This is a genomic window from Mycolicibacterium celeriflavum (assembly GCF_010731795.1).
GTDB lineage: Bacteria > Actinomycetota > Actinomycetes > Mycobacteriales > Mycobacteriaceae > Mycobacterium > Mycobacterium celeriflavum.
The window spans coordinates 2,743,239-2,758,253 of record NZ_AP022591.1; the positions used below are offsets into that span (position 1 = coordinate 2,743,239).

A 15,015-nucleotide genomic window follows, 5' to 3' on the forward strand; every position below is an offset into this window, starting at 1 on the left:
GGCCAGCCTAACCCGTCACCGAGTGAAGTAATCGGTGGCGTCTTTGCGGTGCAATAGATATGCGCCGCCGAGTATCAGCACCGACCCGAGGATGGCGGTGACGGCGTAGGCGACCGCGGCGGCGGCCGGACGATCGGCGTTGAACAGGCTGCTCGCCACATAGACGACCACCGCCAAGCCGGCGCCGGTCAAGACTGTGCGGGCCCACCGGTAGCCGTGCCGCATCAGGATCTGGAAGGTCAGCACGACGGCCGCGAGGATCACCACGAACGTCACCGAGACCACCAGGACCGGGATCGGTAGGGCCCGAGCGCGATCGGTGACCAGTAGGTCGACGACATGCCCGACGACCATCAGCGCAAGTGCGGCCACCCAGAGCCAGAAGCCGGTGTCGACGTCCTCCGGTCGGGCGCCGGGCGTGACGGGCTGATCCGGGCTCACGCCAGCCAACCGGCGACGTCGGCCGCCCAGTAGGTCACCACGATGTCGGCGCCGGCCCGCCGGATGCCCGTCAGGGTCTCCAGCGCGACCGTCTGCAGATCGATCCAACCGTTGGCGGCCGCGGCGCTGATCATCGAATACTCGCCGGACACCTGATAAGCGGCCACCGGCACGGGCGAGAGGTCCGCGGCCGCACGCACGATATCGAGGTAGCCCATCGCGGGCTTGACCATCACGATGTCGGCGCCCTCGTCGATGTCGAGTTCGACCTCGTGCAGCGCCTCCCGGGCGTTGCCCGGATTCTGTTGATAGGTACGGCGATCCCCGCGCAGGCTCGACCCCACCGCGTCCCGGAACGGGCCGTAGAAACCGGAAGCGAACTTCGCGGCGTAGGCCAGGATCACCGTGTCGGTGTGCCCTGCGGCGTCCAGGCCGTCCCGGATCGCGGCGACCTGTCCGTCCATCATGCCGCTCGGCCCGACGACGTGTGCTCCCGAATCAGCTTGTGCCACAGCGAGTTCCACGTATCGCCTGTTGGTCAGGTCATTATCAACCCGGCCCGCGGCGTCGAGCACTCCGCAGTGGCCGTGGTCGGTGAATTCGTCGAGGCAGGTGTCGGCCATCAGCACCGTGTCGTCGCCGAGGTCCTTGGCAAGATCGCGCAGCGCGACGTTGAGGATGCCGTCCTCGGCCACCCCCACGGACCCGGTGGGATCCTTGTCCTCGTCGCGCGGCACGCCGAACAGCATCACACCGCCCACGCCCGCCGCGACGGCGTCGGCGGCGGCGCGACGCAGCGAGTCGCGCGTGTGCTGCACGACGCCGGGCATGGAGTGAATTTCGCGCGGTTCCGAGATACCGTCGGCGACGAACATCGGCAGCACCAGTTGTCGCGGCTCCAAAGTGGTTTCGGCGACGAGTCGCCGAATCGCCGGCGTGGCACGCAGTCTGCGAGGCCGATGCCTAGGAAAGGCCACTACTGGCTCCTCGCGGTCAGCGACGCCGGCTCTTCTTACGCGGCGGCGGCAGTGCACCCTCGGCGCGCAACCGGGCGGCGTGTTCGGCGAGCGCCTCCACCAGCGGGCCGACGGCGGCGACTTCGGGCTGCACATCCACCCGCAGGCCGAATTCGGCTGCGGTCTCGGCGGTTTTGGGCCCGATGCACGCGACGATGGTCCGCGCGTGCGGTTTGCCCGCGATGCCGACCAGGTTGCGAACCGTCGAGCTCGAGGTGAAGCAGACCGCGTCGAAGCCACCGGTCTTGATCATTTCGCGGGTGTGCGCGGGTGGCGGTGCCGCGCGAACCGTGCGGTACGCCGTGACATCCTCGATCTCCCAACCACGTTCGCGCAGGCCCTCGGCCAGCGTCTCGGTGGCGATGTCGGCACGCGGCAGCAGCACGCGGTTAACCGGATCGAAAACGTCGTCATACGGCGGGAATTCGTCGAGCAAGCCGAGCGACGACTGCTCACCGGCGGGCACCAGTTCGGGGTTGATGCCGAACGCCCGCACCCGGTCGGCGGTGGCCTGGCCGACGCAGGCGATCTTCACCCCCGAGAAGGCCCGCGCGTCGAGACCGAACTCGTTGAACTTCTCCCACACCGCGCGGACCGCATTGGTGGAGGTGAACACCACCCACTGGAATCGGCCGTCGACCAGACCCTTGACCGCACGCTCCATCTGCGCGGGGCTGCGCGGCGGTTCCACCGCGATGGTGGGCACCTCGATGGGAAGCGCCCCGTGACCCTCCAGCTTGTCGCTCATCTCGCCGGCCTGGTCCTTGGTGCGCGGCACCAGCACGGTCCAGCCGTACAGTGCGCGGCTCTCCCACCAGTTCAGCTTGGCGCGGTTGGCCACCGTCTTGCCGATGGTCACGACCAGCGGACCGGCCAACGGGCCGGCCGGCTCGATGCCCGCCGGCTTGTCCAGCACCGCCTTGTCGAGCAGCCCGGCCAACGTCGTCTCGACCGAACGCTGCTGGCACGTCGTGCCGCCGGCCGTCACCACCACCGGCGTGGTGGAGGTCAGCCCGTACTCGATCAGCGTGCGCGCCGCATCGGCCAGGTGGGTCGCCGTGGCGTGCAGGATCAGCGGCCCCGGAGCGGCGGCCAACGCCGCCCAGTCGACGTGCGGGTCGCGGACGTCGGCCACGGTGTGGGCCGATCCCAGCGGCAGGCCCGCGTACGTGGGCACCGCGGTGGTGTCCGGTAGGCCCGGCACGATCTCGAAGTTCAGATGCGACTTCGCCAGCGCCGACACCTCGCTGATCACCGCGTCCACCGACAGTGGATCCCCGGCGACCAGCCGCACCACGTCGACGCCCGTGCGGGCCTCGGCGATCAGGGTCTTGGCCACCTCGGCCGGATCGCCGACGGCCGATCGAATGTCGGGTCCGCCCGGGATGGTCGACGCGTCGTTGCCCGCGGTGTCGCCGTCGGCCTGCGCTTCCGTCGCGGGCTCGGGGCCCGACGGGGGCGGCAGCTCGCTACCCACCAGGGCCAGCACCGCCTCCGGCACGTCGGGATCGGTGAACACCAGGGCGGCGTTGCCGAGCACGGTGCGGGCCCGCGTCGTCAGCAGTCCGGGGTCACCGGGACCCGAACCGACGAACGTGATGCGGCCCGGCTTCGGCTTGCGCCCCCGCCCGCTGGTCTGGCCTGTCATCTCAGTCACTCATCTCTCTGCTCTTCGCTCAACGCTCATCGCAGCTCAACTGCTTCAGTTGGCGTCCGCCATGAGCTCGCGCGCCCCGAGGTCGAACAGCTCCTCGGCCACCGAGAGCCCCAACTCCCGGGCCCGGTCGGGAGTGCCGACACCGGACGCGCGGATCACGTCGGATCCGTTCAGCGCCGCCACGCAGCCGCGTAGCGACACCTCTTCGAAGACGTTGCCGTCCTCATCGATGGACTCGACCACCTCCGCGATCGCGCCCACCGGTGCGGAACAACCCGCCTCCAGTCGGGCGAGCAGGGCCCGTTCAGCGGTGACTGCCGCGCGCGTGTCGGCGTCGTCCAACTCCGCCAGCAGCGCGGCAAGCTCGGTGTCGTCTGCGCGGCACTCGACCGCGAGCGCACCTTGAGCCGGCGCTGGCAACATCTGCACCGGCTCGAGCGTCTCGGTGACATCGGCCAGTCGCCCGATGCGAGCCAGTCCCGCCCGTGCGACTACGATGCCGTCGAGATCACCGTTGCTAACCCTGTTCAACCTGGTATCCAGGTTGCCTCTTAGGGGGCGGATTTCCAAACCGAGACCCAGTGCTCTAAGCTGCGCGGCCCGTCGCGGGCTCGACGTGCCGACCACCGAACCCGCAGGCAACTCGCCGAGCACCATGCCGTCACGGGCGACCAGCGCATCCCGCGGGTCTTCGCGCGGAGGAACTGCGGCGATGACGAAGCGCGGGTCATGCGCGGTCGGTAGATCTTTGTAGGAGTGCACCGCGGCGTCCACCCGGCCGTCGTGGATGGCCTCCCGCAGGGCGGCGGTGAACACCCCGACGCCGATGTCGGCGATGGGGCCCTGGTTGCGGTCGCCCTCGGTGGAGATGGTGACCAGTTCTGCGGCGTGCCCGTTGGCGATGAGCGCATCTCTGATCGCGCCGGCCTGGGTCATCGCCAGCAGACTGGCCCGGGTGCCTATCCGAATTGCGGTCAAGCGCTACTCGGCCTTGTCGAGATCTGGTGCGATCAAAGGCATTTCGGGTCCAGCGACGGCATCGACGGCCTGCTGGTCGAGCTCGAACAGCTCGCGCAGGGCTTCGGCGTAGCTGTCGCCGCCGGGCGCGCTGGCCAGCTGTTTGACCCGCACCGTCGGGGCGTGCAGAAGTTTGTCGACCACCCGGCGCACGGTCTTGGCGACCTCGTCGCGGTGGGTCGCGTCCAGCCCCGGCAGCCGGTTGTCCAGCCGGAGCAGTTCGGCCTCGACCACGTCGGCGGCGCGCTGGCGCAACGCGGTGACGGTCGGGGTGACCTCGGCCATTCGCTGGCCGGCCAGATAGTTGGCGACCTCGGCGGCGACGATTGCGCGGGCGGCTTCGGCGTCGGAGGCGGCGGCGCGGGCCGACGGCTCACGTTGGATGCGCTCCATGTCGACGACGTAGACGCCGGGCAGCCCCGCCACCGCGGGATCGACGTCGCGTGGCATGCCGAGATCGCAGATCACCAGCTGCTTGAGTTCTTGCCCGTGCGCCAGGCCACGGTGCACGTCGGCCAGGGAGACCACGGGCCGCACCGCGCCGGTGCAGCTGATGACCACGTCGGCGTCGGTGAGCAGCGGCGGCAGATGGTCGAACGGGAAGGCATGGGCCTCGACGCCCAGGTCGCGGATGTTCGCGGCGAGCCGCTTGGCCCTCGGCAGGCTCCGGTTCACGATGTGGATGCGATCGAGGCCGGCGCGTGTCAGGTGCTTGGCGGCCAGCGAGCCCATCGCGCCCGCGCCGATCACCACCGCGGTGCGGCCCGCCAGCGAGCCGAGCTTGTTCTCGGCCATGCCGAGCGCCACCGACACCACCGAGGCGCCGGCGGCGTCGATCCCGGTCTCCGTGTGCACCCGCTTGCCGACCGACAACGCCCGCTGCGACAGTTCGTGCAGCGTGCGGCCCACGGTGTGGTTGGCTTCGGCGGTCGCATAGGCGCGCCGCACCTGGCCGAGCACCTGCTGTTCTCCGATGACGGCGGAGTCCAGCCCGGACGCGACGGCGAACAGGTGCTCGACGGCGGCTTCGGCGTATCGCACGTAGGCGTATTTGGTGAGGTCGCCCAGGCCCATACCGGAGTGCTCGGAGAGCACCTGGCCGATGACCGACAACCCGCCGTGGAACGCCTCGACGACGGCGTAGACCTCGACCCGGTTGCAGGTGGACAGCACCATCGCCTCGGTGACGAGGGAGGACTGCAGCACCTTGTCGACGATCTTTGCCTGATCGGATTCATCGGTGCTCAGTTGTTCGAGCACCGACACCGGCGCGCTGCGGTGCGAAACCCCGAAAAGCAGCACGCTCACGGCTTAATCACCACGTCATCCACGGTAGCCGGTGAACAGTTAGGCGACCAAATTCGCGCGGGGAAGCCGCAGTCACTGCGCCAGGTCGGCACGCAGCCGGGGCTCGTCGACCTCCCAGTAACTGTGCTCGGCGCCGTCGAGCAGCACCACCGGCAAACGATCACCGAACTCCGCGCGCAGCGCGGGCTCGCCGGCCGCGGCTGCCGCGTCGACGTCGGTGATGACCAGCGCGAAGCCCAGTTCGTCGGCGAGCCCGGCGAGCTGGTCGGCGACCCGTCGGCAGATCGTGCAGCCGTCACGCGTCAGCAACTCCACCTGCCGGTCCACTCGACAAGTATCGCGCCAACGTGACTTAGGGTTGATTGCGTGTCCGAGTCCGGTCGCGTCGAAGGCGAGCAGTTGGCGGGACCAGCCTCTGCCGCCAATCAGCAGCGCGCCGGTGAGGCGAGCGCCGAGCAGGCCGTCACCGGTCTGGTTCTCGAGGCGCCCACGACCCCGTCGCCGCCGCCGCCCGACCTGACCGCGGCGGCGTTCTTCGACGTCGACAACACGCTGGTGCAGGGCTCATCGCTGATTCACTTCGCCCGCGGGCTGGCCGCCCGCAAGTACTTCACCTACGGCGACGTCGCGAAGTTCCTCTACGCGCAGGCCAAGTTCCAGCTGACCGGCCGCGAGAACAGCGACGACGTCGCCGCCGGGCGTCGCAAGGCGCTGGCGTTCATCGAGGGCAGGTCGACGGCCGAGCTGATGGCCGTCGGCGAGGAGATCTACGACGAGATCATCGCCGACAAGATCTGGCCGGGCACCCGTGCGCTGGCGCAGATGCATCTCGACGCCGGCCAGCAGGTGTGGCTCGTCACCGCGACGCCGTACGAACTGGCCGCGACGATCGCCAAGCGGCTGGGCCTGACCGGGGCGTTGGGCACCGTCGCGGAGTCCGTCGACGGGGTGTTCACCGGACGCCTGGTCGGCGACATCCTGCACGGCACCGGCAAGGCCCATGCGGTGCGATCGCTGGCCATCCGCGAAGGGCTCAACCTGCGTCGTTGCACGGCCTACTCGGACAGCTTCAACGACGTGCCGATGCTGTCGCTGGTCGGCACCGCGGTGGCGATCAACCCCGACGCGGACCTGCGCGATGTCGCCCGTGAGCGAGGCTGGGAAATCCGCGATTTCCGCACCGCCCGCAAGGCCGCGCGCATCGGCGTGCCTTCGGCGCTCGCCCTGGGCGCGGCGGGTGGGGCGTTGGCGGCCGTCGTGTCCCGTCGCCAGGACGGCCGCTGACGACCCGCTGATAGGCTCGCGCCGCTGACTCCGACCAGAAGAGACCGTGTATGGCTATCGCTGAGAACATCATCGGCACTCACTACCGCTACCCCGATTACTTCGAGGTCGACCGGGAGAAGATCCGAGAGTTCGCCCGCGCGGTCAAAGACGAGCACCCGGCCCACTTCAGCGAAGAGGCCGCCAAGGAATGCGGTTATGACTCGTTGATTGCGCCGTTGACGTTCCTCGCGGTCGCCGGTCGCCGTGTCCAGCTCGAGATCTTCAACCAGTTCGACGTGCCGATCAACATGGAGCGGGTGCTGCACCGCGACCAGAAGATCACCTTCCACCGCCCGATCGTGGCCGGCGACAAACTGTTCTTCGACTCCTACCTCGACTCGGTGACCGAATCACACGGGGCGGTCGTCACCGAAGTTCGCGGCGAGGTCACCGACGCCGACGGGAACCCGGTCCTGACGAGCATCGTCACCGTGATGGGCGAGGCGCAGTCCGACACCGAGGCCGACGAGGTGAGCGAGCGCATCGCCGCCGCCCGCGATCAGGCGATCGCGAAAATGATTGCCAAGCAAAGCACTTCGAACGGCTAGCAACTTTCGTCGCGGAGCAACGCTCAGCCGAGGAACATGTTGCGGCGCTGCGCGAGCAGTTGGTACAGCGTCTGCTGGATGGTCTCGCGCACCTGGTCGGTGAGCTCGAACGTGATCATCGGGTCGTCGGCGGCCGTCTCGTCGTACTCGGCCGTCTCGATCGGCTCGCCGAACTGGATGTGCCACTTCGACGGCAGCGGGACCATCCCCGCGGCGCCCGCGAGCGGGAAGAACGGCGTGATCGGGAAGTACGGCAGGCCCAACAGCCGGGCCAGCAGCTTGACGTCGCCGATCATCGGATAGATCTCCTCGGAGCCGACGATCGAGCACGGCACGATGGGCGCCTTGGTGCGCAGCGCGGCCGAGACGAAGCCCCCGCGACCGAAGCGCTGCAGCTTGTAGCGGTCCTTGAAGTGCTTGCCCAGGCCCTTGTAGCCCTCCGGGAAAACCGCGGTCAGCTCGCCGGCGGCCAGCAGGCGGTGCGCATCGGCGGTGCAGGCCATCGTGTGGCCGGCCTTGCGCGCGGCCTGACCGACCATCGGCAGGTCGAAGACCATGTCGGCGGCCAGCAGGCGCAGGTCCCGGTGCGCCGGGTGGTGGTCGTGCACCGCCACCGAGGCCATCAACCCGTCGAACGGCAGGACCCCGGCGTGGTTGGCGACCACCAGCGCGGCACCGGTCTCGGGCAGATGCTCGACACCGCTGACCTCGACGCGGAACCACGACTTGAAGAACACTCTCAGCAAAGGCAAAAAGATTGCGTTGTTGAGATGTGCGTCGAATCCGAATTCGTCGACGAGGTAATCGCCCATCATCCGCTTGCGGACGAATTCGGCGACTGCGGCTATCCGCTTGGCGAGTTCGGTGGGCGTCTCGTCGGCGGTCGGGGCACCGGCGGCGCCTGCCCTGCGGTCGTCGATCTCACGGACGACGGCGGCGATGTCCTCGGCGGAGGCGCGGCCGAGCGGATCCGAGGCCTGCGAGGGATGTCGGCGGGAGCCCTGCGTGCGCGCGGCGTTGCGCCGTTGTGCCGCCGCACGGCCCGAATTCGCGTGCAGCGGAATGACTTTCGCCTTGGACTCGCCCGCCACTGTCGTTACCTTCTCCCCACCCGATCAGTTGATGAGCCTAGCGCCCCCACCGTTGCGCCGCAGCAACGGCGCGGCTCTCCATTGAGCGTACCCACCGCGGGTCGACGATCGGAGTCAATCCGCGGCCCCGGACGTAATCGTCGAAGGCTTCCACGGTGGTCCACTTGGGGTTGTAGCCGAGTTCGTTTCGCATTCGCGATGTGTCCATGACTCGGCCATAACTCAGGTAGTCCAATTGCTCGCGATCGAGTTCAGTGTAGCGAGTCGCGCGCCTCAGCGAATCCACCGCCCACAGCGCCGATCGAGGCACGGGAAGCGGGATCCGGCCGGCCCGCCGGATCGCCTGGCTCATCATGATGATGCCGGACGCCCCGATGTTGTAGGTGCCCGACTTGCCCGCCATCGTCGCCCGTTCGAGCGCCCCGAGCGCGTCCTGCTCGTGCAGCAGCTGCAACCGGGCGTCGTGCCCGACGACGGTCGGCACCAGCGGACCTGCGAGGTAGCGCGACAGCGCGGTGTCCATCGCCGGACCGATCATGTTGGCCAGCCGCAGGATGGTGACCGCGATGTCAGGCCGGCGCCGCCCCAGCCCACGCGCGTAACCCTCGATGTCGATGCTGTCGCGGGCGAAACCTTCCCCCGGCGGGCGTCGAGCGCTGGTGTCCTCGGTGAACAGCACCGGGTCGCGTGCGCTCGAGCCGTACACCTCCGACGTGGACTTGAGCACGACGCGCTGCACCGACGGCGCCTTCTGACAGGCCGCGAACAGCTGGATCGCGCCCATCACGTTGAGCTCCTTGAGCGCCGCGCGCCCACCGGAGCGCGGCGCATAGGACGCCGCGGCCGCGTGCACCACGGTGTCGACGTCGCCGTTGCGAATGACCTTCGCGATGAACGGGTTCCGGATGTCGGCGCGGACGAACTCTGCGCGGCCCATCCGCCGCAGCAGGTCCTTGCTCGGCGCGATCGCGTCGACGGCGATCACGTGATTGATCAACGGGTTCTGCGCCAGCCGGGCCGTCAGATATCCGCCGAGGAACCGGCACGCCCCGGTGACCAGGACGATCTTGGGATAGTGCACGGCGTCGCGCGAGTCAGACCCGTTGGCGTGCCCAGTGGAACGACCCTCGGAGTCCATGACCGGTCAGCCTAACGACCGCGCGCGGAGATTACTTGCCGAGTTTTCTGCGCTGGACCCGGGTGCGACGAAGCAGCTTGCGGTGCTTCTTCTTCGACATGCGCTTGCGCCGCTTCTTGATGACTGAACCCATGAACTCCGCTACCTGTGACTACTTGCCGAACAAGCATTGTTGACTGACCCGGCCACTTTACCGGGCTGCGCAGGCAACCGCGAAACGCGCCTGACCGCGGGTGCGGGCACGCGCGCGGAAATCAGCCTGCGTCGAAGTACGAGCTCTCCAGCATGTCGTGAACAGCCTTGGCGTGCACGCGGAACGAACGGCCGACGCGGACGGCGGGCAGTTCCCCGTTGTGGACCAGCCGGTAGACCGTCATCTTGCTGACCCGCATCAGGCTCGCCACTTCGGCGACGGTGAGAAATTGAGCTCGTGGCTGTTGACCGTCGGATCCGGCGTCCCGAGCCGACTTTCCACTGGCCGAATCCCGCGCGGATGGCCCGTTCATAGACGTCATCGCAACCCAATCATTCAGGCACGGGCAGTCCCAGCGGCTTCCCCACCGCTGGCACCGACCCGTGCTTACACCAGGAGAATAGCGTGGCAGATGGTGTTACTGCGACGGGTGTGGGTAATTAAACGAATTACTCCGATGTAATTCCGAGCTGCTCAGAGCGCCTTTTCGCGGCCTCGACCGCTTCGGCGACCGCCGCCCGCAAACCACTGCGTTCGAGTTCCCGCAGACCAGCCGCGGTGGTTCCCCCGGGCGAGGTAACGGTCGCGCGCAGTTGCGCGGGCGTGGTGTCCATCGCGATTCCCGACGACGGCCCCGCCGCTCCGCCGGCCGAGGCGGCCCGGTCGAGGCGGTCCAGCAGCATCGCAGCCGATCCCGCCATCGTGTGCGCGACCAGGTCGGTGGCCACCGCGCGGGACAATCCCGCGGCGACGCCCGCGTCGATGAGCGCCTCGACCATCAGGAAGAAGTAGGCCGGCCCGGAACCCGAGAGCGCGGTTACCGCGTCGAGTTGGGACTCGGGCACTGTCAGCACTCCACCGACCGCGTCGAAGATTCCCGAGACCTCCTTCATCTGCTCCGCGGTGGCGAACCGGCCGGCCGAGAGCGCACTGACTCCCCCGCCGACGACGATCGGGGCGTTGGGCATGACGCGGATCACCGGCGCCCCGGCCGGCAGCTTGTTCTCGTAGTAGGCGGTGGTGACGCCGGCGGCGACCGTCACGAAAACCTGTTCGGTCGTATCGCTTTCGGCATGGGACGCCGCATCGACGATCTCCTCGACGAGCCCCTCCACGTCGGCGGGCTTGACGGCCACGATGACGTAGCCGGCGTTGTCCACCGCGTTGGACACCGTCGTCACCAACACCGAATACGTCTCGGCGAGGTGTTTCGCCCGGGCCGGATCCTTCTCCGCCACCACCAGGTCCTTGACCTGTCGCCCGGCGCGCAGCAGCCCGGACAGGAGTGCCTCACCGATACTTCCCCCGCCGACGATCGCGATTCTGGCCATGCCGGAAAGCATTGCAGACGAGCGGGCAGGGACGCGTTCGGCCACCCGCAGCCGAACGCTCAGCCGAGTTGTTCGACACGCTTTAGGGCTGCGGCACCATCGCGAGTTGTCGGCTCTGCACCACGATTCGGCCCTCACAGTCGACGACGATGTGGTCCTCGTCGAACCAGTCCTGGCCGATCTCCACCGTCGTGCAGAGCACCCGCAGCCAGCCGTCGGCGGGCAGGGTGCGCAGATACGCGGTCAACTGGACCGTCGGCGCCCAGCCGAACCGGTTCACACCGAAGGTCACCGGCGCCGACACGTCGCCGCACAGCAGCGCGAACAGCACATCCGGAGCAACGCCCTTGGGCCGCACCCAGTACTCGATGACCGGTGGTCCGCCGTCAGATCGCGGCTGCATCGTGGTCAACGAGGGCCGGATGTCGCAGCCGTGTGCGAGGTGCACGATGTCCGCCATCGGATGTCCTTCACCGATCGGCTCCAGACCGGGCGGCGGCTCGGGTTGCATCAGCGGAATCACGGGATTGACCGACAGCAGCGGCGCCACGTGATGCTCCGGGTCGCCGAGCGTGATCGAGGCCCGCACGGCCGTTCGCTCGCCCTGGTTGAGTTCGACGTCGATCAGGCTGATGCGACGTCCGCGCTTGCGGACCGTGGTGACGAGTTGCATCGGGCCGGGGTCCGGCGCCCACAGGAAGTTTCCGGACACCGCGATCGGCTGAACGTCCCCTCCTGCGTGCTCCGTTCGCGCCGCATTTGCGCACAGCGCCAGCATCGCGCCGCCGTGCACCTTCGGCCCGATCGTCCAATGTTCGTTCAGCTCACCGTGATACACGCCGTCACCGGCGTCGGTGAGCGCCATGGCGTCGGTGAACAGGGTGGAGCCGGTCATCTGGTGGTCCTTCGCGAGCTGAGGTCAGCGCAACAGGTGCGCGCGGGCGAACTGCAACGACTCCACCAGCAACGCCTCGCGTTCGGCGGCGGTCCGTGCGCCCGACGTGGTCACCTCAAGGATCACATGCCCGGTGAAGTCGCTCGCGGCCAGCATCTCGCAGACCTCCACCGTCGGCTGCGTGCCGCGGCCCGGCACCAGATGTTCGTCGGTCGAGGCGCCGCTGCCGTCGCACAAGTGCAGGTGCACCAGCCCGTCTCCCATCCGACGGGCCATCTCGATCGCATCGGAGCCCGCGGTCGCGGTGTGCGACAGGTCCAGCGTGTAGTGGGCGTGGTTGCCGTCGAGCGGATCGTAGGACGGTGCGAAGGCCGAGATGCCCGGCCCCGGCCTGCCGCCACGTTTGCGCATCCGCTCGATCGAGGTCTGGCCCGCGCCGAAGAACCGGTCGGCCCGAAACGGGAACATGTTCTCGACGGCGACCAGCACGTCGCTGGACGCCTCGAGCTCGGCAACCTGCTCAGCGAAGCCTTCGGCGTAGCGGCGCTGCCACCGGAACGGCGGATGTACGACGACGGTCTGGGCGCCCAACTGCTCTGCCGCGCGCACACTGCGTTCGAGTTTCGGGATCGGGTTGGCACCCCACACACGCTGCGAGATGAGCAGGCACGGCGCATGCACCGACAGCACGGGCATGTTGTATTTCTCGGACAGCCCCGCGACGGCTTCCACATCCTGGCTGACCGTTTCGGCCCACACCATCAGCTCGACGCCGTCGTAGCCCAGCCGGGCCGCGTACTCGAAGGCCGCCTCGGTTCTCAGCGGGTAGACCGAGGCCGTCGACAGACCGACCTTGATGGCTGGGCGCACGAGTTATTGGGCGCCTCAGCCCGCCTGCATCAGTGCCAGCGGTCCGAACGTGACCATCGCCCCGACTGCGACGGCGATCAGCGTGCTGCCGATGTCCTCGGTCTTACGCACCACACGCACTCCGACCACCAGGCCGAGAATCACCAACACGCCGAGCACCAGCGCGATGATGCTGTTCCACTTCCACAGCTGATCGAACGCGATGAACAGGCCCGCCCCGAAAGCGACCGCGATCACGCACTGGGCGACGACCCACGCGCCGCGCAGGAACGCCGACATCGGTCCCGAGGGCGCGACGTCGGCATCGTCCTCGAGGTCGATGTCCTCCGGACCCAGGTCGTTGTCGCGCCGAACTTCCTCGTCGGCGACGCCCGGACCGCCGAACAGCGCACTGTCGCTATCCCGGGAACGCAGGTACGACGGCAGGTCCTCGCGGTCGTCGCCCTCCGGTTCGACGAGGTCGACGGCGGCTTCGGCGGCGTCCTCCTCGTCGGCCTTGGGATCGGACCAGTCGAGCGGATCCGGGCTCATCTGCTCGGCGCCCACTCCGGTGTCGGTTCCCGCTCCCGCCCCGCTGCGCCCGCCCAGACCGAACCGGCGCCGAGCGAAGTGCGAGCGGCGCGGCGGGGCGAAGAAGTCCAGGTCTTCGTCGGTTTCGCGTTGCTCGACGTGGGTCTGGTAGTCGGCGACCGCGTCGGCGTACTCGTCCTGCTCGTCGGCGGTCTCCGCTTCGGTCTCGACGTCGTCGGCGGCTGGCTGCACCTCGTCGACGTGGTCAACGGCGCCGTTGCTGGCCGCGGCCTCGGCGGCGGGTTCGGGATCGGCGGCCTCGAGGGGTTCGGGCTCGGCTTCGACTGCTTCGGCTTCGGCGGCTGCGACGACTTCTTCCTCGGCCTCGGCTGGGGCGTCGACCACCGCGGCGGCCGACCGCCCGGTCGCGGGTGCGTCGTCGTCATCGCGGACGATCGGGATTTCGCCGGTCAGTTCGGCGACGGTGATCGAGTCGGTGTCCCCGCGGCGACGGCGGCGCCGACCGCCGATAGGCGGCGCACCGATCGTGCCGTTGCGCGCCAGCAACTCCGCGACCGAGATGGGTCGCGTGTTGCTGTGGTCGTCTTCTGGTCCTGTCATGGTGTATTGCCTTCGGCCTTCGTCACCTATCGTCCAGCATTGCGCAAAAACGTCTGTACTGAGGCCGGATTGTCAGCGCCGCCGACGGTCGTGGGATCGTCGGCACCGACGAGGCCGCTGCCGTCGGCTTCGCTGTCGAGTCTCCGCAGAATCAGCCCTTCCCGCAACGCCCAGGGGCAGATGTCCACGGTCTCGACGGCCAGGGCGTTCATGCTCGCCTCAGCGACCAACGCGCCGGCCACGATCTGTGGCGCCCGTTCGGCACTCACCCCTTCCAATTCCGCTCGGTCGGCCGCGGTCATCCTAGAGATGAATGCTATGAGCTGCCTTAACCCGGTGGCCGTCAGCGTCCGTTTGACCCGCGGACCCGCTCCGGACGGCGCCGCGCCCGTCAACCGGGCCAGCGAGCGGAACGTCTTCGACGTCGCAACAGCCAGGTCCGGGGTGCCGGCTTTGAGCAGCTCGGCACCGGCGTCGGCCACTTCGGTGGCCAGCCAGTCGCGCAGCATCGCGACCCGCCGGCGGCCCGGGGGGTCGTCGGGCAGCCATTCGCGGGTGAGCCGGCCCGCGCCGAGCGGGAGCGACAGCGCCACCTCCGGCTCCTCGTCGACGCCGTTGGACAGCTCGAGCGACCCGCCGCCGATGTCGATGTTGATGATGCGTCCGGCGCTCCACCCGTACCAGCGCCGCACGGCCAGAAACGTCAACCTCGACTCGTCGACACCGGCGAGCACGCGCAGCGACACCCCCGTCTCGGCGAGCACCCGGGCGAGCAACTCCTCGGAGTTCTTGGCGTCGCGCACCGCCGAGGTGGCGAACGCCATCAGCTCCGAGCAACCGGAACTGGTGGCGATCTTGGCGAACTCGTCGATGGTGCCGATCAGTTTGTCCGCGCCCTTGCGGGTCAGCTTGCCGGAGCTGTCGATCGCCTCGGCGAGCCGCAGCGAGGCCTTGGTGGAACTCATCGGTGTCGGATGGCCGCCACGCCGTGCGTCCACCACCAAGAGGTGAACGGTATTGCTGCCCACGTCGAGCACGCCTAATCGCACACCT

At 68.6% G+C, this 15,015-nt stretch carries 17 protein-coding genes; 2 read left to right on the plus strand and 15 right to left on the minus strand.

What is annotated here, in order from left to right; all coding sequences use genetic code 11:
• Positions 1 to 15: 15 nt before the first annotated feature.
• The 6 genes from G6N18_RS13375 to G6N18_RS13400 all read right to left on the minus strand — a co-directional run bounded on the left by G6N18_RS13375 (position 16) and on the right by G6N18_RS13400 (position 5,766).
• Entirely contained in the window at positions 16 to 450 is a 435-nt protein-coding gene (locus tag G6N18_RS13375) for a hypothetical protein (RefSeq protein WP_276060846.1), read from the minus strand.
• A complete protein-coding gene (gene hemB, locus G6N18_RS13380; RefSeq protein WP_083006099.1) occupies positions 438 to 1,418 on the minus strand; it encodes a porphobilinogen synthase in 981 nt (326 codons plus the stop codon). The genes G6N18_RS13375 and hemB overlap by 13 nt, the downstream gene beginning before the upstream one ends.
• A gap of 16 nt (positions 1,419 to 1,434) precedes the next feature.
• Complete coding sequence (locus G6N18_RS13385; protein WP_083006101.1) at positions 1,435 to 3,105, minus strand: bifunctional uroporphyrinogen-III C-methyltransferase/uroporphyrinogen-III synthase; 1,671 nt, start codon at positions 3,103 to 3,105, stop codon at positions 1,435 to 1,437.
• 54 nt (positions 3,106 to 3,159) lie between these two features.
• On the minus strand, positions 3,160 to 4,092 hold the full coding sequence (hemC, locus tag G6N18_RS13390; RefSeq protein WP_083006103.1) for a hydroxymethylbilane synthase: 933 nt from the start codon (positions 4,090 to 4,092) through the stop codon (positions 3,160 to 3,162).
• 3 nt (positions 4,093 to 4,095) lie between these two features.
• Positions 4,096 to 5,439 carry a glutamyl-tRNA reductase gene (locus G6N18_RS13395; protein WP_083006105.1) on the minus strand — a complete coding sequence of 448 codons (1,344 nt, stop codon included), beginning with the start codon at positions 5,437 to 5,439 and terminating at the stop codon, positions 4,096 to 4,098.
• Between the two features lie 72 nt (positions 5,440 to 5,511).
• Entirely contained in the window at positions 5,512 to 5,766 is a 255-nt protein-coding gene (locus G6N18_RS13400; RefSeq protein ID WP_083006107.1) for a glutaredoxin family protein, read from the minus strand.
• Between the two features lie 39 nt (positions 5,767 to 5,805).
• On the opposite strand from G6N18_RS13400, the gene G6N18_RS13405 reads away from it, so the two are divergent.
• Positions 5,806 to 6,723 carry an HAD family hydrolase gene (locus G6N18_RS13405; RefSeq protein WP_083006109.1) on the plus strand — a complete coding sequence of 306 codons (918 nt, stop codon included), beginning with the start codon at positions 5,806 to 5,808 and terminating at the stop codon, positions 6,721 to 6,723.
• A gap of 50 nt (positions 6,724 to 6,773) precedes the next feature.
• The gene (locus G6N18_RS13410; protein WP_067223975.1) at positions 6,774 to 7,313 is read left to right on the plus strand and encodes an FAS1-like dehydratase domain-containing protein; all 540 of its coding nucleotides are present in this window, start codon (positions 6,774 to 6,776) and stop codon (positions 7,311 to 7,313) included.
• 23 nt (positions 7,314 to 7,336) lie between these two features.
• Here the strand turns inward: G6N18_RS13410 and G6N18_RS13415 are convergent, their stop codons facing one another.
• From G6N18_RS13415 to G6N18_RS13455, 9 genes are all read right to left on the minus strand, one after another.
• Complete coding sequence (locus G6N18_RS13415) at positions 7,337 to 8,404, minus strand: lysophospholipid acyltransferase family protein (RefSeq protein ID WP_067223972.1); 1,068 nt, start codon at positions 8,402 to 8,404, stop codon at positions 7,337 to 7,339.
• A 37-nt stretch (positions 8,405 to 8,441) separates the two neighbouring features.
• A complete protein-coding gene (locus tag G6N18_RS13420; RefSeq protein ID WP_067223967.1) occupies positions 8,442 to 9,542 on the minus strand; it encodes an SDR family oxidoreductase in 1,101 nt (366 codons plus the stop codon).
• Between the two features lie 31 nt (positions 9,543 to 9,573).
• Entirely contained in the window at positions 9,574 to 9,675 is a 102-nt protein-coding gene (locus G6N18_RS13425; protein ID WP_003402602.1) for a 30S ribosomal protein bS22, read from the minus strand.
• Positions 9,676 to 9,796: 121 nt separating this feature from the next.
• Positions 9,797 to 10,057, minus strand: coding sequence for a helix-turn-helix domain-containing protein (locus G6N18_RS13430; protein ID WP_067223964.1), 261 nt, complete (start codon positions 10,055 to 10,057; stop codon positions 9,797 to 9,799).
• Between the two features lie 127 nt (positions 10,058 to 10,184).
• Positions 10,185 to 11,066, minus strand: coding sequence for a pyrroline-5-carboxylate reductase (gene proC, locus G6N18_RS13435; protein ID WP_109749565.1), 882 nt, complete (start codon positions 11,064 to 11,066; stop codon positions 10,185 to 10,187).
• An 82-nt stretch (positions 11,067 to 11,148) separates the two neighbouring features.
• Positions 11,149 to 11,961 carry a thioesterase family protein gene (locus G6N18_RS13440; RefSeq protein ID WP_083006111.1) on the minus strand — a complete coding sequence of 271 codons (813 nt, stop codon included), beginning with the start codon at positions 11,959 to 11,961 and terminating at the stop codon, positions 11,149 to 11,151.
• A gap of 24 nt (positions 11,962 to 11,985) precedes the next feature.
• Positions 11,986 to 12,831 (minus strand): sugar phosphate isomerase/epimerase family protein, encoded by an 846-nt coding sequence (locus G6N18_RS13445; protein WP_067223953.1) that lies wholly within the window; start codon positions 12,829 to 12,831, stop codon positions 11,986 to 11,988.
• A 15-nt stretch (positions 12,832 to 12,846) separates the two neighbouring features.
• Positions 12,847 to 13,962 carry an Rv0497 family membrane protein gene (locus tag G6N18_RS13450; RefSeq protein WP_083006113.1) on the minus strand — a complete coding sequence of 372 codons (1,116 nt, stop codon included), beginning with the start codon at positions 13,960 to 13,962 and terminating at the stop codon, positions 12,847 to 12,849.
• A 26-nt stretch (positions 13,963 to 13,988) separates the two neighbouring features.
• Positions 13,989 to 15,011: a Ppx/GppA family phosphatase gene (locus G6N18_RS13455; RefSeq protein WP_067223946.1), complete on the minus strand. Its 1,023-nt coding sequence runs from the start codon at positions 15,009 to 15,011 to the stop codon at positions 13,989 to 13,991.
• Positions 15,012 to 15,015: the final 4 nt, after the last annotated feature.